Origin of the sequence: Cyclobacterium sp. 1_MG-2023, assembly GCF_030546805.1 — a bacterium.
Classification (GTDB): domain Bacteria; phylum Bacteroidota; class Bacteroidia; order Cytophagales; family Cyclobacteriaceae; genus Cyclobacterium.
The window spans coordinates 1-21,718 of sequence record NZ_JAUOPC010000029.1; the positions used below are offsets into that span (position 1 = coordinate 1).

General features: G+C 39.9%; 16 protein-coding genes and 1 tRNA gene. 5 read left to right on the forward strand and 12 right to left on the reverse strand.

Annotation, left to right across the window (positions count from 1 at the left end; all coding sequences use genetic code 11):
* Window positions 1–220: 220 nt before the first annotated feature.
* The 4 genes from Q4534_RS23545 to Q4534_RS23560 are packed head-to-tail and all read right to left on the reverse strand — an operon-like array spanning window position 221 to window position 2,766.
* Complete coding sequence (locus Q4534_RS23545; protein WP_303615614.1) at window positions 221–1,012, reverse strand: amidohydrolase; 792 nt, start codon at window positions 1,010–1,012, stop codon at window positions 221–223.
* Between the two features lie 37 nt (window positions 1,013–1,049).
* A complete protein-coding gene (gene def, locus Q4534_RS23550; RefSeq protein WP_303615615.1) occupies window positions 1,050–1,598 on the reverse strand; it encodes a peptide deformylase in 549 nt (182 codons plus the stop codon).
* Window positions 1,595–2,008, reverse strand: coding sequence for a Holliday junction resolvase RuvX (gene ruvX, locus Q4534_RS23555; protein ID WP_303615616.1), 414 nt, complete (start codon window positions 2,006–2,008; stop codon window positions 1,595–1,597). The genes def and ruvX overlap by 4 nt, the downstream gene beginning before the upstream one ends.
* Window positions 2,008–2,766 (reverse strand): hemerythrin domain-containing protein, encoded by a 759-nt coding sequence (locus tag Q4534_RS23560; RefSeq protein ID WP_303615617.1) that lies wholly within the window; start codon window positions 2,764–2,766, stop codon window positions 2,008–2,010. The genes ruvX and Q4534_RS23560 overlap by 1 nt, the downstream gene beginning before the upstream one ends.
* A 173-nt stretch (window positions 2,767–2,939) precedes the next feature.
* Here Q4534_RS23560 and Q4534_RS23565 point away from each other — a divergent pair, with 173 nt between their 5' ends.
* Together Q4534_RS23565 and Q4534_RS23570 are read left to right on the forward strand one after the other, a co-directional pair.
* Complete coding sequence (locus Q4534_RS23565) at window positions 2,940–4,571, forward strand: S41 family peptidase (protein ID WP_303615618.1); 1,632 nt, start codon at window positions 2,940–2,942, stop codon at window positions 4,569–4,571.
* Window positions 4,572–4,692: 121 nt separating this feature from the next.
* Window positions 4,693–5,094, forward strand: coding sequence for a VOC family protein (locus Q4534_RS23570; RefSeq protein ID WP_303615619.1), 402 nt, complete (start codon window positions 4,693–4,695; stop codon window positions 5,092–5,094).
* An 82-nt stretch (window positions 5,095–5,176) separates the two neighbouring features.
* On the opposite strand, the gene Q4534_RS23575 is transcribed toward Q4534_RS23570, so the two are convergent.
* Window positions 5,177–7,129 carry a M1 family metallopeptidase gene (locus tag Q4534_RS23575; protein WP_303615620.1) on the reverse strand — a complete coding sequence of 651 codons (1,953 nt, stop codon included), beginning with the start codon at window positions 7,127–7,129 and terminating at the stop codon, window positions 5,177–5,179.
* 246 nt (window positions 7,130–7,375) lie between these two features.
* On the opposite strand from Q4534_RS23575, the gene Q4534_RS23580 reads away from it, so the two are divergent.
* Together Q4534_RS23580 and Q4534_RS23585 are read left to right on the forward strand one after the other, a co-directional pair.
* The gene (locus Q4534_RS23580) at window positions 7,376–9,202 is read left to right on the forward strand and encodes a TonB-dependent siderophore receptor (protein ID WP_303615621.1); all 1,827 of its coding nucleotides are present in this window, start codon (window positions 7,376–7,378) and stop codon (window positions 9,200–9,202) included.
* 1 nt (window position 9,203) lies between these two features.
* Window positions 9,204–9,332, forward strand: a complete 129-nt coding sequence (locus Q4534_RS23585; RefSeq protein WP_303615622.1) for a hypothetical protein — start codon at window positions 9,204–9,206, stop codon at window positions 9,330–9,332.
* A 32-nt stretch (window positions 9,333–9,364) separates the two neighbouring features.
* Here the strand turns inward: Q4534_RS23585 and Q4534_RS23590 are convergent, their stop codons facing one another.
* From Q4534_RS23590 to Q4534_RS23620, 7 genes are all read right to left on the reverse strand, one after another.
* Window positions 9,365–10,597, reverse strand: coding sequence for an alginate lyase family protein (locus tag Q4534_RS23590; protein WP_303615623.1), 1,233 nt, complete (start codon window positions 10,595–10,597; stop codon window positions 9,365–9,367).
* A 347-nt stretch (window positions 10,598–10,944) separates the two neighbouring features.
* The gene (locus Q4534_RS23595; RefSeq protein ID WP_303615624.1) at window positions 10,945–12,573 is read right to left on the reverse strand and encodes a sulfatase; all 1,629 of its coding nucleotides are present in this window, start codon (window positions 12,571–12,573) and stop codon (window positions 10,945–10,947) included.
* A gap of 12 nt (window positions 12,574–12,585) precedes the next feature.
* Window positions 12,586–14,046: a sulfatase gene (locus Q4534_RS23600; RefSeq protein ID WP_303615625.1), complete on the reverse strand. Its 1,461-nt coding sequence runs from the start codon at window positions 14,044–14,046 to the stop codon at window positions 12,586–12,588.
* A 62-nt stretch (window positions 14,047–14,108) separates the two neighbouring features.
* Complete coding sequence (locus tag Q4534_RS23605; protein ID WP_303615626.1) at window positions 14,109–15,599, reverse strand: RagB/SusD family nutrient uptake outer membrane protein; 1,491 nt, start codon at window positions 15,597–15,599, stop codon at window positions 14,109–14,111.
* A 13-nt stretch (window positions 15,600–15,612) separates the two neighbouring features.
* Entirely contained in the window at window positions 15,613–19,029 is a 3,417-nt protein-coding gene (locus Q4534_RS23610) for a TonB-dependent receptor (protein WP_303615627.1), read from the reverse strand.
* Window positions 19,030–19,083: 54 nt separating this feature from the next.
* A complete protein-coding gene (locus Q4534_RS23615) occupies window positions 19,084–19,989 on the reverse strand; it encodes a FecR family protein (protein WP_303615628.1) in 906 nt (301 codons plus the stop codon).
* A 113-nt stretch (window positions 19,990–20,102) separates the two neighbouring features.
* Window positions 20,103–20,699, reverse strand: coding sequence for an RNA polymerase sigma factor (locus Q4534_RS23620; protein ID WP_303615629.1), 597 nt, complete (start codon window positions 20,697–20,699; stop codon window positions 20,103–20,105).
* Between the two features lie 821 nt (window positions 20,700–21,520).
* On the opposite strand from Q4534_RS23620, the gene Q4534_RS23625 reads away from it, so the two are divergent.
* Window positions 21,521–21,595 (forward strand) — tRNA-Val (locus Q4534_RS23625).
* Window positions 21,596–21,718: the final 123 nt, after the last annotated feature.

Here is a 21,718-nt window from a genome sequence, read left to right on the forward strand (position 1 = left end):
GGAGAACTAAGTACCTATTATCAAAGAAAAGTCGATGAAGGAAAACATAAAATGTCAGTGATCAATGCCATTCGGGCTAAACTAATTGCTCGAGTTTTTGCGGTTGTAAACCAAGACCGAGCTTATGAAAAAAAATACATTCATTCACTTGCTTAAACCATAAGAGAAGGGGGATCAAGGGGGATTTATCACGAAATCTGAAAACTATTCCGAAACCGAGTCAATCAATAGAAAATCCATCAGCATCTTTCCAAGCAGGAAACTTGGTCCTGTAATCCAAAAGTGCTTTCCCATCCAAGGTTACCAAGGAAATCTTAGCAGTTTCCCCACATTGAATCAATTCATCACCCTTGTATCCATAGGCAGCAGAATGGCCACAATAACTTACCCCATTGCCATCTTCACCAACACGATTCACCCCAACACAGTAACATAGGTTTTCAACGGCCCTTGCCCGGAGCAATGCATCCCATGCAGTGACTCTTGATGCCGGCCAAGAAGCAATATAAAAAATCAAATCATAGTCCATCTCTCCCTCTGAAGTAGAAGCATTTCGAGACCAGAGTGGAAATCTCAAATCATAACATATTTGAGGGCGTATTTTCCAACCCTTGCAGGTGAAGGTTTTATTTTCCATTCCCATGGAAAAATAATTGTCTTCTCCGGCCATGCGAAAGAGATGTCTTTTGTCATAGTGCAACAGCTCACCTTCTGGAGTAGCCCAAAGCAAGCGATTGTAATGCTTTCCTTCTGCTTTGATGATCACACTGCCGGTAATGATGGATTTCAACTGTCCGGCCATTTGAAGCAACCATTTTGAAGCATGCAGGTTCATGGGTTCCGACTGATCCTCTGAATTCATGGTAAAGCCTGTGGTAAACATTTCCGGCAAGACAATGATATCTGCCTTTTCTTTCATTGCCCACAGCTTTTCCTCAAACATGGCAAGGTTAGCGGCACTATTTTCCCAATAGATATCTGTTTGAACTAATGCTAAAGTAAGATTTTGCATGATAAGAATTTAAGGGTGAGCAATGAATGAGCAAGGATCAAGGGTACATCATACGGTAGTCTGTAGGGACTTTTCCTTTGCTTATATCTACCAATTTACCCTTTACCATTCTTCTTTTAAGCCCTTTTAGGTAATCAACAAAAAGTATACCTTCCAGGTGGTCGTATTCATGTTGAATCACCCGTGCTGTCATGCCAGAAAACTCTTCCTCTTGTAGGTTCCAGTTTTCGTCAAAATATTCAATGGTTAATTTTTCAGGTCTTGTGATCTCTGCTCTCACCTCAGGAATGCTCAAACAACCCTCCTCAAAAACATACTTGTCTCCATACTCATCAAGAATAATGGGGTTGATAAAAGCTTTCCTTATGCCTTTCTCTTCATCTTCCTCATCCAGCATTAAGTTACTGTCGATTACAAAGAGTCGTATTCCTTTATTGATTTGAGGGGCTGCCAGGCCTACGCCATTGGCTTTTCCCATAGTTTCAAACATGTCATGAATTAACCCGCTCACCTCTTCACCTTCATGAATTTCTTCTGCTTCTTTCTTAAGTATAGGGTGACCAAAAGCTACTATAGGGTATATCATTTTCTATCTAAATAGGTTTGTAAAATTATAGCGGCACTAATTTTATCCAAGTTGCCTGCTTTTTCTTTTCTGTCTTTTTTCTTGCTCCCCATATTGATCATGGATTGCATGGCCATCTTGGAGGTGAAACGCTCATCTACCAATTCAACATTTATCTCCGGGAAGGTTTTCTTTAATTTTTTTTCCAAGGAAATGACTGGCCGAGTCATATTGGTGTCAGTTCCATCCAGGGATTTAGGCCATCCCAAAACAATTGTTGATACCTCCTCGCTTTTAGTATAGCGCTTCAAATAATCTAACAATTGATGTGTGGGTATAGTTTCTAATGGGCTCGCTACAATCACCAATGGATCTGTAACGGCTAAGCCTGTACGCTTAGTTCCTAGGTCGATGGCCAAAACTCTACCCATCAATTGTTCTTTATTTGCAAACGAAGTCTTCTTAAAACTTCCCGCTCAAGTTCTACAGCCTTAGGAAAAAGCAGGTCATTTTCAATTTTTGCGTGAATCATTAATTCCTTTTCCAGCTTTTGAAGTTCGATGAAAAGCACCTTCATAGAAACGCTTGCTGTACCTGAGATTTCATAATCATTGGTGAGTTTTCGAATGCCTTCCATTTCATCATCATGGGCATCATGTTCATCTGCCATTTTCTGAATTGAGGGGAGTTCAAACACTTTTATGGCTTCAATTAGGGGGATGGCACCACTTTCTATCTCATGCAAATAGGCGATTCTTTCAAACAAAGTATCTTCCTCTTCATGAATATGGTGAATAAAATCATCAACAAATAATGGAAACATCAGCCGGAGGTCTGTAATTAAGCTTTTTTGTTGCTCTTCCATCACTATGCCCTCCACCATACTGGTAAGAAAAGGCAAGGCTTGCCTGATAAAATGCCTGTGCTTCTTTTTAAGATAGCCCACCAAAACCCCAATGGGGTGTAGAAAAAGCTCATCCTTGGTTGGCTCCACCCTACCGGCCCACTCTTCCAATTCTGCGATTACCTGAAAAGGGTTCACTTTGTACTTGGCACAGACTTCTTCCAAGGAGTGCTGCTCATGCTGAAAAAAACTTATGCCGAAATAGTGAAGCACTTCTGCTAAAACATGGTTTTCTGTAACCAATTCTGCAATGGATTTTCTATGTTTGTTTTTGGAAGAGTGCATTGTCACAAAATTAAAAGAAATAAACGTAAAAAAAGTAAGTTATAGCACCGATTTTAAAAATATTACGTTTATCTAAACGAAACGCCTTCAATACATGTTTAATTGTAATATTGGCAAAAAACAATTAAATTAAACGATGCTTTTCTTTGCATTAAAATATAAATAGGAATAACGTGAGCATAAAGAAGAATACAAAATCACAAATACGGCTACCCATTTTTTTGGCATTGGGTATTTCAGCAGGGATTTGGATAGGAGCTACCTTTGCAGCCCCTTCTTCAGACCGAAACGATTTGAAGTCTGCAATATATAAGTTACAGGAAATCATAACTTATATCAACAGGGACTATGTGGACAGTGTAGATACCAATGAGTTGGTGGAATTTGGCATAGAACAAATGCTGGGAAAACTTGACCCTCACTCCAGTTATATCCCCGCCGAAGATGCTGCCTTGGCTAAATCACAGTTAGAGGGAGAATTTGATGGGATAGGAATTGAGTTTGGTATTTTGAGAGACACCATCTATGTGGTATCCCCGCTTACTGGTGGCCCTTCAGAAAAAATAGGCCTGCAACCGGGTGACCAAATTATCAAAGTAGACGGTGAAACGGTAGCCGGTACCGGCGTTACCAATAGAGATGTCTTTGATCTATTGCGTGGTCCCAAAGGGAGCCAGGTAGAAATTGCCATTAAAAGAAAGCATGAATCAGATTTCCTTGATTTTAACATCACCCGTGATAAGATTCCGCAATACAGTGTGAATGCTTCCTATATGATCGATGGTGAAACAGGCTATATAAAAATCACAAGGTTTGCAGCCAATACCCATGAAGAATTCAGAAATGCATTGCAAGAGCTGAAAGGAGAGGGTATGGAACGCTTGATCATTGATCTTCAGGGTAATCCCGGAGGTTATATGGGTGCCGCCATTAATATCGCTGATGAAATGTTAAAAGACAAAGCGGTTATCGTATCCCAAAAAGGAAAGTTAGACAGATACAGCCAGGAAGCATTTGCAGTCCGACCCGGAGCATTTGAAGAGGGTGCTGTGATCGTATTGGTCAATGAAGGAAGTGCTTCAGCCTCTGAAATTGTGGCAGGAGCCATTCAAGACAATGATAGAGGTTTAATTGTTGGCCGAAGGTCTTTTGGTAAAGGACTTGTTCAGATGCCTATAGATTTATCTGATGGTGCTGAGTTGCGCCTGACCATTGCGAGGTACTACACCCCTTCTGGCAGATCCATCCAAAAACCTTACGGAGAGAATGATGAAGATTATGCCATGGATTATTTCAATCGTTTGGAACATGGAGAATTTTACAGTGCAGACAGCATTGATTTTAATGACAGTTTAAAATACGAAACCCTTAAAGGAAGAACTGTTTATGGCGGAGGAGGTATCATGCCGGATTATTTTGTTCCGATGGATACTAGCATGTCAAGCTCTTATGTCAACAGGTTGTTCAGGTCTGAATCTTGGAGGGAATATATCCTGGATTATTTGGACACCAACAAAAAGAAATTCGATAATATGCCTTTTGAGGAGTACAACGAGAACTTTGAAATCACTGATGCCATGCTCAACGATCTGGTGAAAATGGGAGAAAAATACAAAGTTGAGTTCAATGAAAAGGATTTTAAAAAATCGAAGCATTATTTGCAGGTACTTCTAAAAGCCCATATGGCAAGGAATATTTACGATGATGATGCCTTTTACAAGGTTGTAAATGAAGTCAACGAAATCTACCAGCAAGCCATCAAGCTGCTGGAAAATGCAGAAACTTTGGCTTTCTTTAAAGAATAAGCTACATCTCATTAAAAAGCCGGAGGAATAGAACCTCCGGCTTTTTTTATATATTTTTGTCACTAAAAGGGTTGTTTAGCCTTTTAAATCGTCCATCTTTAACTCAAATCATCCATTTTCCATGAGTGAATTTGCCCAATTAAAAGTCAATCACGTTGCGATCTATGCCAAAGACCTCAAAGAAACCAATCAATTTTACGAGGAGGTAATCGGATTACCAAAAATTGAAGACCCTTTTAAAGACCATCTACATACCTGGTTTGGCATGGGATACGGCCTATCCATTCACGTAATCGAACGTGAGGTTCCTTGGAAAGAGCAAAACATAGACAGAACCAACCACCTTTGTTTTTGTGTAAAAGACATGGATGCGTTCATTAATAAACTAAAAGATAAAAACGTTCCTTTCGGGAATTCAAAAGGCCTCAATGGAAAAGTAAACCTGCGTCCTGATGGAATCCATCAAATATTTTTCCAGGATCCAAACGGTTACTGGTTAGAAATCAATGATGATTTTGAATAGAAAAAATTTTAATAACAAGGATTGGATTAACGGCATTTGATAAGTAAAAAGGAGGAGCTAAAATGCTCCTCCTTTTTACTTCTTATTTATAAATTTCACTTGGCCATTTATCATTGGCTATATTGATATCTGGAAGAATTTTTTCAGGATCAATCTCCACACCCACAAGCTGCTTATCAGATTTGTGTTGGTAGTTCCAACTGTCTCCTCTTTGCCATATCTCTACAGGCAACATAATATGCTCTTTACTTCCATCTGCATAAGTAAGCCCTAGCTTAACAGGCATTGGCACCCCTCCTTTATTGCTTAAAATAACCACTTGATCATTGCCATAAGGCACCACATTTTCAATGGCCAAATCAATATTGTCTGTACCATAAAACCATGATTTCCAGAACCATGAGAGGTTTTCTCCTCCCACATTTTCCACAATATTAAAAAAATCATTGGGTGTAGGGTGTTTGTAGGCCCAGGCCTCGATATAAGCCTTAAAGGCATTGTCAAATCGTTCTTCACCCAATATATACTCCCTCAATAATAACAAGCCTATGGCAGGTTTCATATAGGCAATCATGCCCAAATTAGAGGTATTGGCTACATCAGGATAAGTATCAATCCCTTCTCTATCCTCACTGTTAAACCAGTTGAGGTACTTTCTAGTTTGTTGCATAGTGGATCCATATTCCCCATCATTGAATGCTTCTGAACTATAATGGTTAATGAAAGAATTAAAGCCTTCATCCATCCACGCATAACGTCTTTCATTGGAGCCAACAATCATAGGAAACCAATTGTGTCCAAACTCATGATCAGTAACACCCCATAGCGAGCCTTCTTTGCTTTTATAGCTACAGAAATTTAGTCCCGGGTATTCCATTCCGTTAATATCAGCAGCCACATTAACTGCAGAAGGATAAGGATATGGAAACCATTTATTGGAATAATGCTCAATAGACGCTTTGCTGTATTCTGTAGACCTGCTCCAGGCATCTTGCCCATCACTTTCTTTAGGGTAGACAGATTGTGCAAGCGCGCTCTTTCCTTCCGGTAAATTAATTTTGGCGGCATCCCAAATAAATGCACTAGAAGACGCAAAAGCTACATCCCTGGCATTTTCTATTTTAAAATGCCAAGTCAAGGCTCCCTCTTGCTTGGGCCTGGTTAATTCCGGCTTGTTCACTTCCTCCGGCTTTACCAGATAAACTGTTTCCTCACTATTCTCGGCTTTTTCCAGTCGATCCAGTAGGGTGTTATTCAGTACTTCTTTAGGATTTTGTAAGGCGCCGGAACCTACTACAATATGGTCATAAGGCACCGTAACTTGGTAGTCAAAGTCTCCATAGTCCAAGTAAAACTCACCTGCTCCAAGATAAGGTTCTATGTTCCAACCCTCCACATCGTCAAATACAGCAACTTTGGGATACCATTGAGCCAGCGCATAAATGGTACCATCTTCCACAGCCAATCTACCCATTCTATCCATTCCTTTTACAGGAATTTTAAACTCAAAATTCATGGAAATGGTGGCTTGTCCGCCTTTTGCCGGAATGGGCTCATCAAAAAAGACCTGCATACGGGTATCTGTAATGATGTGCTTGGAAGAAGCCGTACTTCCTCGCTTGTTTAATTTGGCTTCAACATTATTGATGGCAAAGCCTCCATCAACATCTCCTGAATACCTGTTCCCTTGGATGGGGGTAGTCAGTGTCCCTCTGGAATCTGCTTTAAACCTGTTTTGCTCCAAATGCAACCAAACAAAAGGCAGACTTTCAGGGCTATTGTTGGTGTAGGTTATGTCCACCTTACCTGCTATAACATGTTCTTGCTCATCCAGCGTTACTGCAATTTTATAATCTGCTTTATTTTGCCAGTAGTCCGGCCCCGGCTTTCCCGAAGCAGCCCTGTAAGCTGAACCTTGCCTATAAGTAAATTCGTTGAAATCATTTTGGTTATTTTCAGTCACCTGGGCAGAGACCCAATTGGCAGAAAACAATAAGGCTACAATCAGCCATTTGCTTAGATGATTATATTTCATAGTTCTTTTTTTTGCTAAATTAAAAGAATCGCCTCATATAAGAGGGGTTCAATCAAATAAATCCTTCCTTCAATTGAATGCTTTTGGCCATATATTGCTTTCTATCGCTCAAATTGGTAAAAGTTTATTTTGTTAATTAGAAGTACTATTCATCTAATTTTTACTTGACCTGCTTAAACTCCTACAATCTTCGGATTTGTATTTGTAAATTTTTGAGGGGTAATTTGAGGCGCAAATAACAATCCTATGAAATATCACCTAATAATTGCTTTTATATTCATTGCCACTTCGGTATCAATTGCCCAGAATGATAGCACCATTCATGACCTCAACGAGGTAATCATAAAGGAGAATAGAATGGAAATTCCGTTTTCCAAAAGTTCTAGAAACATAAGCATTATCCATAGAAAGGATATTGAAACTGCCCCTGCACGCAGTCTGCAGGAAATATTATCCTTCACACCGGGGTTGGATGTGAGACAAAGAGGCGTAAGTGGCGTACAGGCGGACATTGGCATTCGCGGTGGTTCTTTTGAGCAAACCCTAATGTTGGTCAATGGAATCAAACTTTCAGATCCACAAACCGGTCACCATATGGTCAATATTCCGGTACCACTAGCAAGTGTACAGAGAATTGATGTCCTTAAAGGGCCTGCTTCCCGAATCTATGGGCAAAATGCTTATGCAGGTGCAATAAACATAATTACAGAGCTTCCGGAAAGTTTTAACCTACAGGCCGGATTATACGGTGGTGACTTTGGGATGAGAGGTGGTTCTTTCCAAGTTTCCTTACCAATCGGAAAATTCAAACAGAGCCTGGCCGTATCCCATGATGCCAGCGATGGCCATTGGCACAATAGTGATTATTCTATCAATACCATCTTCTATGAAGCGGGAATTGATTTGAATGATTTTCAGGAGCTAAAAACCATACTTTCCTACGCCAACAGAGATTTTGGTGCCAATGGTTTTTACACAAGTTCATTCCCTGATCAATGGGAAAGCATACAAACAAGCTTGGCAGCCACCAGCCATACCCTAGAAAAAGGCAACACTTACCTCCAGTCAAGGGCCTATTGGAGAAGCAATAATGATGAGTTCCTATTGAAAAGAAATGATCCCTCTTTTTTCCAAAACCAACATACTACAAATGTTTATGCACTTGAAATTAATGGACGCCAAGAAACCAATTTCGGCACCTTAGGCTATGGTGTGGAAGGAAGACAAGAAAAAATTGACAGCAATAATTTGGGGCTGAGGGAAAGGACCATCATGGGAGCCTTTTTGGAACACCGAACCAACTTCTCCCAGCATGGGGACATCAGAGCCGGCCTTTATTCCAACTATTACTCAGAGTATGGATGGAAGCATTTTCCCGGTGCTGAGCTGGGTTATCAGCTTAATCCATGGCTTAGGACTTATGCCAATTTTGGTGTAAGCTTTAGAATTCCAACCTATACTGACTTGTATTACGTAGGGCCAACGAATATTGGCAACGACATGCTGGAACCTGAAAAAGCCGTCAATTATGAAGCAGGTTTTAAATTATCAAAAAATGGGTTCAGGGCTGAGTTGGTGTACTTCAACAGGCATACAGACAACCTGATAGAATGGACCAGAGAAGATTCCGAAGGACCTTGGAAGCCGCAAAATTTTAATGAAGTAACATTCCAAGGCTTAGAGACGGGGTTTCAGTACAGATTTGAAAGCACCCAACATAATTTCCAATTGCGAGAGGTAAGTTTAAGTTATAATTTCATTGATGCCAACCTCATAGAGAAAGAGGGCATGGAAACAAGGTACTCTTTAACAGCCCTTCGACATCAGCTAATTTCCGGCCTTCAACTGGCCTTCAAAGAAAAAATCGAACTGACCGCAAAAATGCGGTACATTGAAAGGATGAGTTTGGATCCCTATTTTCTATTAGATGCCAGGTTGGATTTCAACCGTCTAAAGAAATTCAGCTTTTTTGCCGAAGTTTCCAACATTAGCAATACCGATTATATTGAAGCAGGAACAGTACAAATGCCCGGAAGATGGGCAAGGGGAGGCATGAATTTCAGGCTAAAATAAAATGGCTATAATTAAAAATAAGTTTAACCCGGACGATAAAATAACCAGAGTTCGATTTAAATACTTGCCGGTAAAAATTGGTCATCCTGTCCCAAAAAGGGTTCTCAGTGATGGCGTAGCCGATTTTTAAGAATTTAAATCGATCCGAGGTTAATAGATTACCTATTTCGGATTTAAAATTAAAGGATGGGTCAACCTGCCAAAAAGCGCCAAACGCTGGCCTGAAATATTTCCGGGTCCACAGTCTTTCAGGGAGCGAAGCATTGCCGGATCCTTGTAATAATTATAAGCCATATACAAGGCATTGATTCGGTTTGGAGTAAAACAATGGGCACCTTTGGGATTATCTATTACAAAGTGATAGGCTTGGAGAAGTGAGCCGGAACCGTCTTTTTCAATATTGTCATAAATAGCATGGTCGCCCAATCTTCTTAAAAATTCGGCATGTGCTGTGAGGTGCTCGATATAAGTCATGGTATAATGCGTACCACTGCCATCAGTAGGCAGGTAATCACCATCTATGGGATCATCCCCTCTTCGGATTTCCTCAGGGATCGCACCATTGGGTAAAATTCCCCAAATATTCACTTTGGCATCTAACTTCCAATCATCAGTCGTTTTCTGTCGCCCTATCTGCATGGCATTGTGCGCTGCAAAGGCCTCTTTGGGACTTAAGCTTTGGGGCTTGGGACTAATTTCTTCAAGCTTCCAGTCAGGATGATCCATCAGATAATAAGCAATGAGTGCGGCTGAAAAGGAACCTGCCACCCCCCAGTTGTTTTTCCTATAACGACTTGCCCATGCTACTTTGCTGTACATGACATCCCTTAACCAAATCTGGTAAGTTAGCTTATCCTTCGCCGTCCATTGGTCCCAGCCTTCGAGCAGGTCTGCCGCATAAATATATGGTGTCCCGCCTCTGGCAAGATTCAATATGCCCTGTGCTCCCCAGTCAAACTTTGGTTCCTCTGCATTTTGGTAATTGTAAGTAGAGCTAAGGTCTAAAATTAAGTCTTTTGCTTTTTGGGCGTAGGATTCATTCCCTGTGAGATGCCAGGCGATGGCCAAACCATAAACTAGTTTACCTCCGGTAGAACTCAGTTGAATAGGGTTAGAGGAACTTCTTCCCACCACCTTGACTTCATTAGGTAGGGGTTCCCACTGTTCAGACGCTTTGTTCAGTTCATCGATAAAGCTTAGAAATTCATTTCGGTTGGTGTGATAGGGCTCTATTCCTTTATTGGCTTTTTCTTTAATTTGCAAAAGTTCTTTGGGAGAAACCAACACTCCGATTGGCCTGCCTTTCCTTTGATTGCTTGTGTGCTTTGGTTTGGTACTTGCACAGAGAAAAGCGACAACCAATACCGATAACAATGAAATTTGCTTGATGAGCATTTAAATTGACTTTATTAAATTAACTGAATTTTATTTACAGCCTGTTTTAATCCGGATTATGTAATAGGATTCGTAATGAGTGTTGCAATCGAAAGAAAATCAGACTGTTTGGAAATTTTAGCATAGCACCGCTATGGTGAAATTGAAAACAGCAACGAAGTGGCTGATTTTAAAGCGATTTCAGCACGTAATAGAATGTCTATTGCATATTTCGGGTTTAATTGAGGTAAAACCTAAAATTAACCCTTTTCATGCTTCTCCCAAAGGATAAATATAAAAGCCCCAATCATGGGATTATAACCGTTGATTGGGGCCTTCGGACTATCTAAAGAATTTTTTTCAGTGCCTTATTTTTTTCTAGCTTCCAGATAAGCGTCCAAGAATTTTTTATCATTGGCATCACTATCTCCATATTTTTCCCTTAGCTCAACCAATCTTTCATGCATCATGGTTCTAACCTCTTCATAATCAGGATCATCGTAAATATTGTTCATCTCCATTGGGTCCTCTTTTAAGTCATACATTTCCCATTCATCAATGTCATAATAAAAATGCATCAACTTGTATCGGTCGGTAGCCACTCCATAATGACGTTTTACCATATGTACAGAAGGATATTCATAATAGGTATAATATACGGCATCTCGCCACTCTCCTGATTCCCCACTCACCAGTTTACGGAAGGATTCCCCTTGCATTGCTTGAGGGGCATCAATTCCGGCATAATCTAGAAAAGTAGGCGCAAAATCTAAATTCTGAACCAGCTTATCAATTGTTGTTCCGGGTTTAATTTCCTTAGGGTAACGCACCAATAAAGGCGTTCTGAAAGACTGCTCATACATAAATCGCTTGTCAAACCAACCGTGTTCACCCAGGTAAAATCCTTGGTCTGAAGTATACACCACTATGGTATTTTCCGCCAGACCATTGGCTTCCAAATAATCCAATACCTCTCCTACACCATCATCCACAGATTTGATGGTTCTCAGGTAATCTTTTATGTAGCGGTTAAATTTCCAATGTGCAATTTCTTTCTTTTTGGCATCACTAAAAGTAAACTCATCACCCTGGCCAAAGGCCTTTAAGAAGGCTTCATTTTTAGGATCATAAGCGGCTTTCCATTTGGCCAACTGATCTGGATTAAAACGCTTTAACTCATTGCTAAAGCCGGTACTGTCACCATAGGGATCTACCACCATTTTAAAATCATGTCCCCACTGCGCATGCCCGTCAATTTCCATTTCCTGGGTTTTGGCTGCAGTGCCTCTATTTGCATAATTGGTTTCCTGGTCATAAAAATTTGCCGGTGGCGTAAAATCCTTGTCATCATACAAGGTCAGGTATTCCTCAGCAGGCTTCCAGTTTCTGTGAGGCGCTTTTTGGTGGTACATCAATGCAAAAGGTTTGTCTTGGTCCCTTCCACTTTTCAGCCATTTTAGCGCTTCATCCGTAGTAATGTCGGTTACATATCCTTCAAACCTTGTTTTCTCTCCATTCACGAGAAAATCGGGATTGTAATAATGACCTTGGCCGGGCAACACCATGGAATAATCAAAGCCCTGAGGCAAACCATTCAAGTGAATTTTCCCAATCAATGCAGTTTGGTAACCATTGGCTTGTAATATTTTAGGGAAATTTTCCTGATCCCAATCAAAGGGCTGTACATTGTCTACCTTTCCATTAATAAAGCTGTGTTTTCCGGTAAGCAATACGGCTCTACTAGGTGCACAAATGGAATTGGTAACGGTTGCTCTGGTGAAAATTGCTCCTTCATTGGCTATTCTATCTATATTGGGAGTTTCATTTAACCCATGTCCATAGGCACTAATGGCCTGATAAGCATGGTCATCAGACATGATGAATAAAATATTGGGTGGCTTTTCATTTTCATCTTGCGACTCTTTTGTATTACATGCCATGGCAAAATAAGTAAGCGCAACTATGTAAAAGACTATTTTAAGTTTACAAAAATTCATTTCGTTTATTGTTTAATTTGTTTTAACTCTTCCAGGTTCTCTTCGGTTTTTCCCGGTAATCTCAAGCAAGTCATCACCAAGGTCTTCTCGTACTTTATTGGCCAAAGCTGATAATTCGGCTACAATTTCAGGGTTTTCCTTCTGAACATCATAACGTTCTCCGGGATCTCTTCGTAGGTCATACAATGCCATGCCGATTTTGGCCTGTCTTGTAGGGCCATTCACCCCTTTCTTTCCAGGGGAAACCCCTCTATAAGTTCTATGGACATGTGGAAACACCAGCTTCCAGTTGTCTTTCCTAATGGCTTCTAAGGCATTTTTTTGGTAGTAGTAATTAAAAGTTTTTCTTGGATTGGCTCCGGGTTTGTTTTCCCAAAGTTCCAAAATACTTACGCCATCAATTTTTCTCTCCGGTAAAGGCACTTGCAAAATTTCCGCAAAAGTCGGGAAAAAATCAATTGTCGAGGCCAATTTATTATTAATTGTTCCCTCCGGGACCCTCCCCGGCCATTTTACAATACATGGAACCCTTTGTCCACCTTCAAAACTAGTTCCTTTACCTTCTCTGAGACCTCCTGCAGAGCCTGCATGATCGCCAAAGTTTAGCCAAGGACCGTTATCGGAAGTGAAAATTACAATGGTATTTTCAGACAATTCATTTTCATCCAAGGCTTTGACTATTTCTCCAACCGACCAATCTATTTCCATGACCACATCACCGTATAAGCCTTGCTTACTTCTTCCTTTAAACTTTTCCGACACTGCCAAAGGAACATGGGGCATGGAGTGAGGTACGACCAGTAAAAAGGGGCCGGATTTATTTTCTCTTATAAACCTTGTAGCTTCTTCTGTATATAGGCTTGTTAAATTTGCCTGATCCTCTAGATCTTTGATATAAGCTCTGGTGCCATTTCCTTCCAAAAGTGGGAGTTCGGGATAACTTGCTTTCCTTGCGTGGGTTTCCGGAGTTGCCAAATGCATGTCATAAGTCCACTTCCACATGTCGTTGGAATAGGGAAGGCCAACAAATTCATCAAATCCCTGCTGCAAAGGAAGAAAAGGCCTAAGATGCCCCAAATGCCACTTTCCAAATATGGCTGCCTTGTAATCACCAGCTCTTTTCACCAACTCGGCTAGCGTTTCCTCCTCAGGATTTAGTCCGATGCTGGCATGGGGATTTAACGCCCCACTTAATCCGATTCGGTTAGGATAGGTACCTGTCATGATACCTGCTCTAGATGCACTACAAACAGCCTGAGCCACTTCAAAGTTGGTGAAACGCATGCCTTCATTGGCTAACCTATCCAAGTTAGGCGTCTCAAAATCAAGTGCTCCATAACTTCCTAAATCACCATACCCCAAATCATCTGCATAAATCAATACAATATTAGGATGTTCAGCTTCTTGGCTCCATGCAAAAGGATGTGAAAACAGACCGATAAATGCAATTGAATACAAATACTTCTTATACATAATTTCGATTGGTGAAAGAAAAGAGAGTGCATGGATAGGCACTCTCTTAAATTGGGATAGGATCAATACCCGGGGTTTTGGGTAAGTTCTGGGTTTAAATCAATTTCCCTTTGCGGAATGGGCATTAAAACCATATGGTCTTTAATATTTTGAGCCAACTCCACCTTGTTTGATTCAGCTACACTCGCTTCATAGGCAGCATGGTCTTTCATCCTTTGAATAAACCTGCCTGTTCGAACCAGATCAAACCAACGGTGTCCCTCCATGGCCAATTCTTTGTGCCGTTCCTCATAGATAAGGGTTCTCATATCGGCTGTACTAAGCCCGGAAACATTGTGCGATATTGAATTATAGGCCCTTTCCATCACTCTATTGAGGGGAATTGCAGCCTCCTCGGTCTGCCCAATTTCGTTCAATGCCTCTGCATACATTAACAAAGCATCTGCATAACGAATCACATTCATATTGGCATCGCTATTATTTGGATTGCTCTCATTTTCTTCCCAATATTTTGTGAAAATTGGAATGGTAGAGGTATGAACAGAGCCATCAAGGAGACTTACAAAATCAGTTCTAAATGTTCCGGCTTTTCTTTCATCATCCTCAGTATACCTGTCATAAAGATCTCTTGTAGGTATATCTGCTTCATTTGAATTGACCAAACCTAAAACTGCAAAACCTCCGGGTAAAGAATACTTTGGTCCCTGCAATACCATGGCAGAATTACCATTCCCCGGGGGATCCATAAACTCAATCCCAAATACCATTTCTTTTCCGGTCTCCGTAGCCGCCCGCCAATTGTCCCGATAATCTTCATGCAAACCATATCCGTAATCTCCTTCATTATTGATTACCTCAGCCAATTTCTCAACAGATTTATTGAAATCTTTCATGGTTAGGTAAACCTTTCCCAATAGAATTTTGGCAGCGCCCTTTGTGGCTCTTCCTAAATCATTTTCGCCATAAATTTCAGGTAAGCTACTCTCTGCTTCCATCAGGTCATTGATAATTTGTTGATAAACCTCAGCACTCGCAACCCTAGGGCCTAAGGCATCTTCTACTGATTCTAGCTTTAAAATAAGCGGCACATCTCCATAGAAACGAACCAAATTGAAATAATACAAGGCTCTCAAAAATTTGGCCTCTCCAATCAGCCTAGCTTTTACCGTTTCATCCATCTCTATGGCAGGAATATTAATAATCGCGGTATTTGCTCTGGCAATTCCATCATAATTTTGTTGCCACATGGTACGGGTAAATTGATTTTCTGAGGTGTGCCTCAAGAATTCAAGGTTTTGAAGGTATTGATTGGGCATTCCCAAACCATTTTTTTCAGTATCCGCAGGGAGATCATTCAAAATGAACATATTTCGTTCATAAATGTCATATAATTTCCTATACACAGCTGTCACGGCCGCTTCTGCATCGGACTGACTACTGTAAAAATTACCGATTACGAATCTATCTTCCGGAGACTCTTTCAGGAACTCATCCATACAAGATGATGAACTTAGGAGTAGGAATAGAAATGCTATGTGTTTTATATTTTTCATGGTTATTTGCGATTTATTGGAAGTTAATTTTGGCCCCTATCATAAAAGTTCTGGACTGTGGGTAGCCTCCAAAATCTTCCCCTAACTGAAGGTTGGTTGCACCACGGTAACTTACTTCAGGATCATATCCGGAATAGTTGGTGAAGGTAAATAGGTTTTGACCTGTTATGTACAACTTTAATCCACTTAATGCCTTGATTTCAGAAGCAGGGAAAGTATAGCCCAAGGTTAGGGTTTTGATTTTCAGATAGGATCCATCTTCCATAAATACATCACTAAATACTGCTGACCTATTGGTAGTGGCCTTGGGATAAACATCACTCGGATTGCTTGGGGTCCACCTGTTGACTAAATCACTGTAAACATTTTGTCCTCCCGAAGGCAACTCTAATTCCATGGCGTTGTAATTAAAAATATCTGCACCATATGAAAACTGTGTAAAGGCATTCAATTCAAAACCTTTATAGGATATGGTATTGGTAAATCCACCAAAAAAATCAGGGTTTGGATCTCCAATAATTGCCCTATCGTAAGTGGCATTGACCACTCCGTCAGGAACACCATTTGGACCACTGATATCCAAATACCTTCTTCCACCAATCCAGTTGGTAGGCCCTACAGGTCCGGCGGCCAGTTCTTCCGCATTTTGGATGATTCCATCTGAAACATACCCATAAAACAAACCAATGGGCTGGCCAACAATCAAACGGTGAACTGAACCAGTTTTCAAGTGGCCGTCTCCTCCTCCAACATCCTTATAACTTTCACCACCCAATTCTAATACTTTGTTTCGATTGAAAGAGATATTAAAGGATGAGGTCCACTTCAATTCAGTTTGGGCCAAGATATCGGCACCAATCATTAGCTCTACTCCCTGGTTTTGAATACTTCCAATATTTTGTAAAGAAGAGCCAAAGCCGGAAACATAAGGCACAGCCACATCATATATCAAATCAATTGTCTTCTTGAAGTAGTAATCAGTTGTAAACCTTAACCTTTCACCAAAAAAACCAAAATCCAATCCGAAGTCAAATTGCGAGGTTTTCTCCCATCTCAAATTGGGGTTAGGAATTGAATTGGGATAAAATCCAGTCATCAATGCCCTTCCAATAGTGTAAGTAGTATTGGTTAAGGTAGGCAATGAGTTATACAAACCGATCTCTTGGTTGCCCGTAACACCATAACTCACCCTAGCTTTGAGGTTGGAGAAGGTATTCATGTTTTGAATAAAATCTTCCTCAATCGCTCTCCAAGCGAATGCTCCGGAAGGAAAAAATGCATACTTGTTATTTTCACCAAACCTGGAGGAGCCGTCTATCCTTCCATTTAAGGAAAGTAAATATTTCTCATTAAAGTTATAATTGACTCTACCCAGATAGGAAACCAAACTCCATTCAGTTTTAGATGAGCCAGGTTGGTTGTAAACTGAACCAGAACCTAAAGCATTTTCTTCCAAGGAATTGTTTACAAAATCCTGAGAAGAAGCCCTTAAACTTTCATAGAAATTCTTCTGAAAAGTAATCCCCCCCAAGAGAGAAACACTATGCATATCATTGATTTTTTTATTCCAACTCAAGGTATTTTCGTTCAACCAATTCGTTGTATATCCACCGTTGATAGTTCCTTTTGCGATACCGTTGGACTCAAAAATACTCGTAGGAATAAATGTATCAAACTTGGTGTTTACGAGATCAGTCCCGAAGGATACTTTCCCCACCAGGTTTGGGACAAATTCATACTCACCAAAAATATTTCCCAGCACCCGTAACATGGCACTTTCCCTCACTTGCTCGAGGGCTGATGCAACCGGGTTAGGGTAGATAATTCCCGGGCTGTTAACTTGGGTATATATACCTAGTTCTTGGTTAGCGTACACCGGTAAAATAGGGTTAAACTTCATCGCACCTGTCACCACGCCTCCAGATCCACCAGCATCTGTTGGCACTGCATTCGACATGGTTTTGCTTACATTAAAGTTGGTACCTACCTTGAACTTATTGCTAATATTTCTTGCGATATTAACTCTTCCGGAATAGCGTTTAAAACCAGAATTGATAATGACACCCTCTTGGTTGAAATAATTTCCTGAAACTGCATAGTTGGTCTTTTTATCACCACCGGAAAATGACAACTGATAATTCTGCACAGGCGCTGCTCTAAATATCTCTTCTTGCCAATCTGTACCTTTTGGGTTGGCCTGAAGTTCAGCCATCTTATCTGCACCATACACAGGATTTAGACCATCGTTGGTGTAAGCCTCATTGACCAAAGTAGCATAATCGTATGCATTCATCACATCAATTTTCTGAACCACTTTTTGCACACCATAATATGCATCAAAGGAAACCTGATCACGCCCTTCTTTCCCACTTTTAGTTGTTATCAAAACAACTCCATTGGCAGCTCTTGCTCCATAAATTGCCGTCGCAGAAGCATCTTTTAGTATTTCAATAGACTCAATATCTGCAGGGTTGATGGTGGACAAGCCACTCATCCGAGCATTACCTCCTGTTTCTCCAAAACCTGACCCGCTGTAAACGGGAAATCCATCAATTACATACAATGGTTCATTCCCCCCTTGAAGTGAACTAGAACCTCGAATACGTATAGAAGCAACAGCTCCGGGCATTCCTGATGTTTGGGTAACCATGACTCCGGAGGCACGACCGACAAGTCCTTGGTCAATCGAGGTGATAGGAGTTTGCTGAATTTCACTGGCCTTTACAGATGATACAGCCCCTGTCAGGTCACTCTTCTTTACTGCTCCATAACCAATAACCACCACTTCATTTAGAGAAGCAAGGTTATCAGATAAAGTCACATTAATTTCTGTTTGTGTCCCAACGGCTACTTCTTGCGGACTAAAGCCAATAAAAGAAAACTCTAAGACCGGATTCTCTACATTGTCAGGAATGGTAATACTATAAGCTCCATCCAAGTCAGTTACAGTTCCAATATTAGTTCCTTTCACCATTATCGTGGCCCCGGGAAGGGGCTCACCACTCTCTTCAGTAATTACACCTTTAATTACTGTATCAAAGCGCAGTTGAGAATGATCAAGTTCATCTTCATCCTTCCTGTTTATTTCTTCACTTGAAAAAATAACGATATAATCTTTCCGCAATTCTTTATACCTCACACCTAAAGGTGCAAGCAATTCTTTTAGACCTTTTTCCCTATTTCCGGATAAAATGGGAGAATTGACCAATTGGTGATCCAATAAATCTTTGCGATACAAAAATGAGATCCCATAATGGTCTCCAAATTGCTCCATGGCCTTTTTGAAAGTCATGGTTTTTGCTGTGCTATTCGGCTGCTTTTGATTGTCAAATTCGTTATAAGAAAGCAACTCCTGCCCTAAGGAATATTGGTTGTTTCCTAAATTAAACAAGCATAGCAGCAATGCTATGGTGTAATAATAATTTCTCATAAATTGGGTTTTTATTGTTAATATTAATTGAGTATTGCACTATTTGAGTTTGTCTCAGTTGACAAACACCGTATCTCCTTCCATATGTATTTTTAGGTTTGTTGCCAATCTTAAGGCTTGAATCAAAACATTGATTTCATTTGAAGGGACTTTTCCTTGAAGAATTATATCCTTGTCTGAATTCTTATTAAAAACTACTTTCTTTCCGTAAACTGTATTGATAATCCGGGCAAGGTCTCCTAAGGTTTTGTTGTCAAGAACAATATAATTGTCCTTCCATGAGGTGTAGCCTTCTGTTACAACTGAGCCATGTTCCACCTTAAAATTTATTTTATCATAGCTCATGTACTCTCCCGGGATTAAAGGTATAGTGGTCTCAGTAGTTAAAATATTAACCTGCACACTCCCCTCTTCCAATACTACCACCTCTTGATTAGCCCTGTCAATAACGTTAAATTCTGTCCCTAAAACTTCGACCTTTAAGTGCTCGGTAAAGACTTGAAATTTCAAATTTCCATCTTTGGTTTTTCGTTTGACCACATCGAAAAAGGCTTCTCCATTAAGAGAGACCTTCCTTTCCTCTAAAAACCACCAATAAAATCGGGAGTACTCTACTAAAGAGTTTCCATTGAGGGTTACCTTAGTTCCGTCCGGTAATTGAACACTTGCCACCTCTCCGTAGGCTGTTTGATGACTTACCTTATCAATACTAATGACAGCCACCAAGCTTACAACTAAAACCACGGCTGCTGCCGCATACCTAAAAATAATGGCCCTCCAATTTTTCATCGCCACAGATTTCGCCTCAATACCTGCTTCATCGGATGCTATCCTTAGCATTAATTTGCTTTTTTCTTGGGCAAGGACAGTTTTTGACAGTGAGCGATTGGCAAAAAAAACCTTGACAGGGTTTTCCTTTTCTTTCCTCAAGTCGTCAAATATTGGTTTGGAATTTTTCAATTATTAGAATATTCGATCTTTTAATAAAATAATCCTATATCGCAGGCTTTTATATAAAGAGGCTCATTCAAGAGACAGATACTCAAAAAAATCGGAAAAAATTAAAATAAATTTTACATTAAACAAATAACTGCAAGCAGAACCCATTCAAATAAACTGACGATTAATGGGTTTGCGCGTAATGTTTGAAGTGCTCTTTGTAAATTATTAAGTACTGACTGGTAAGCAATCCCTTGGATTTGACTGATTTCCTCAATGCTTAATTTTTCATAATAACGCAAATAAATACATTCTTTCTGCCGAGAAGGAAGACCATTTATCGCTTTTAAAAGCCTATCTTTCCTTTGCTCATTGGTTTCTATTTCTACTAAAAAATCTTCTTGTGAATATTGGAAGAACATTCCCTCTACCTCTTCGGGATAATCCACACCAAATCGTTGCTTCTTTTTGTTGGATTGTAGCAAATGATATAACTTCCGCTTTCCAGAAACAAAAAGATACCCTTTGAGTGACTTAATTTCACCTAACCTTGATCTTGATGCCCATAGGTCCACAAATAAATCCTGCACAGCATTCTGTGCCAAATCTTCCTGCTGAGTAAACTTCAATAAATAAAAATAAAGGCTTTCATAATATTGATCATAAATCATAGATAGGGCATCGCTATTCCCTTTCTTTAGCCCAAGAATAAGATCCTTTTCAACTTTCATTGATTGAAGTAATGATTTGTATACAGCATTGGAATCAACGATTCTAGAAAATTTTTCGAAAAAAAATACCCCTATTTTGTTGATAGTCCTTTAGTTGAATATTTTTAGATAATGTAACCTCAATTAAAACTTAGTTCCTTTCCTTGTGAAGGAAAATATTCAGGCAAACACTATTTGGACTCCCTCCTTGCGGATAAGTTACATACATTTTTTAAAAGGAAAAAAGACAAACTTTCAGAGGCTTAACCTTACAATCTGAAAATTAAGTAATGGATGGGCTAAAATGCCTTTCTTTTGGTTGGAGTTATGTTTGCGAAACCTTTCTTTAAGTTCATCACAGGTCGCTCCGATATGATATCGTTTTTTGATGGTGGAAAAGAATCCGGTAAATATTATGGATTCCTCCACCATAGCTTTTTTCTATTCTGGTGTCTTTAATCAAGCAAGAGATGAAAACTATATTAATGTATATAATTCTCTTTAAGACCAAGTGAAAAGATGGCTCAAAATCATGGAAGAAAACAAGTTCAAATATGAAAAGATATTGTTCCAATTTTCCTAAGGGCTTGCTTTTTGAATATCGCTTTACAATCCATATCCAACTTTAAATCGAAACCAATTGTATTACTGGACAACAATAATTTTAATTGGAAAAAAACTAAGTTTATTTTTGCAACATTAAAATTTAACCCTACATTTGCAATCCAAATCGGGTGATTTACCACTGCTAATTGCTTTAAACGTACTTCATTCCACTTGGTTAATTTATTGCAAAAAAGAATTAGAAGGTTAAAAGTAACCTGAAACTAATTAAAAATATTGGGAGTTTAGCTCAGTTGGTTCAGAGCATCTGCCTTACAAGCAGAGGGTCGGGGGTTCGAATCCCTCAACTCCCACATCTAGCCTTTAAAAGTAAAGGTCGAATAAAATTCAAAATTATTTAAAATATTGGGAGTTTAGCTCAGTTGGTTCAGAGCATCTGCCTTACAAGCAGAGGGTCGGGGGTTCGAATCCCTCAA

What these genes read in the sequence shown, in the direction of transcription:
- Q4534_RS23545 (WP_303615614.1), bottom strand. Translation starts at nt 1,012, where the DNA reads ATGCAAAATCTTACTTTAGCATTAGTTCAAACAGATATCTATTGGGAA.
- def (WP_303615615.1), bottom strand. Translation starts at nt 1,598, where the DNA reads ATGATATACCCTATAGTAGCTTTTGGTCACCCTATACTTAAGAAAGAA.
- ruvX (WP_303615616.1), bottom strand. Translation starts at nt 2,008, where the DNA reads ATGGGTAGAGTTTTGGCCATCGACCTAGGAACTAAGCGTACAGGCTTA.
- Q4534_RS23560 (WP_303615617.1), bottom strand. Translation starts at nt 2,766, where the DNA reads ATGCACTCTTCCAAAAACAAACATAGAAAATCCATTGCAGAATTGGTT.
- Q4534_RS23570 (WP_303615619.1), top strand. Translation starts at nt 4,693, where the DNA reads ATGAGTGAATTTGCCCAATTAAAAGTCAATCACGTTGCGATCTATGCC.
- Q4534_RS23575 (WP_303615620.1), bottom strand. Translation starts at nt 7,129, where the DNA reads ATGAAATATAATCATCTAAGCAAATGGCTGATTGTAGCCTTATTGTTT.
- Q4534_RS23580 (WP_303615621.1), top strand. Translation starts at nt 7,376, where the DNA reads ATGAAATATCACCTAATAATTGCTTTTATATTCATTGCCACTTCGGTA.
- Q4534_RS23585 (WP_303615622.1), top strand. Translation starts at nt 9,204, where the DNA reads ATGGCTATAATTAAAAATAAGTTTAACCCGGACGATAAAATAACCAGA.
- Q4534_RS23590 (WP_303615623.1), bottom strand. Translation starts at nt 10,597, where the DNA reads ATGCTCATCAAGCAAATTTCATTGTTATCGGTATTGGTTGTCGCTTTT.
- Q4534_RS23595 (WP_303615624.1), bottom strand. Translation starts at nt 12,573, where the DNA reads ATGAATTTTTGTAAACTTAAAATAGTCTTTTACATAGTTGCGCTTACT.
- Q4534_RS23600 (WP_303615625.1), bottom strand. Translation starts at nt 14,046, where the DNA reads ATGTATAAGAAGTATTTGTATTCAATTGCATTTATCGGTCTGTTTTCA.
- Q4534_RS23605 (WP_303615626.1), bottom strand. Translation starts at nt 15,599, where the DNA reads ATGAAAAATATAAAACACATAGCATTTCTATTCCTACTCCTAAGTTCA.
- Q4534_RS23610 (WP_303615627.1), bottom strand. Translation starts at nt 19,029, where the DNA reads ATGAGAAATTATTATTACACCATAGCATTGCTGCTATGCTTGTTTAAT.
- Q4534_RS23620 (WP_303615629.1), bottom strand. Translation starts at nt 20,699, where the DNA reads ATGAAAGTTGAAAAGGATCTTATTCTTGGGCTAAAGAAAGGGAATAGC.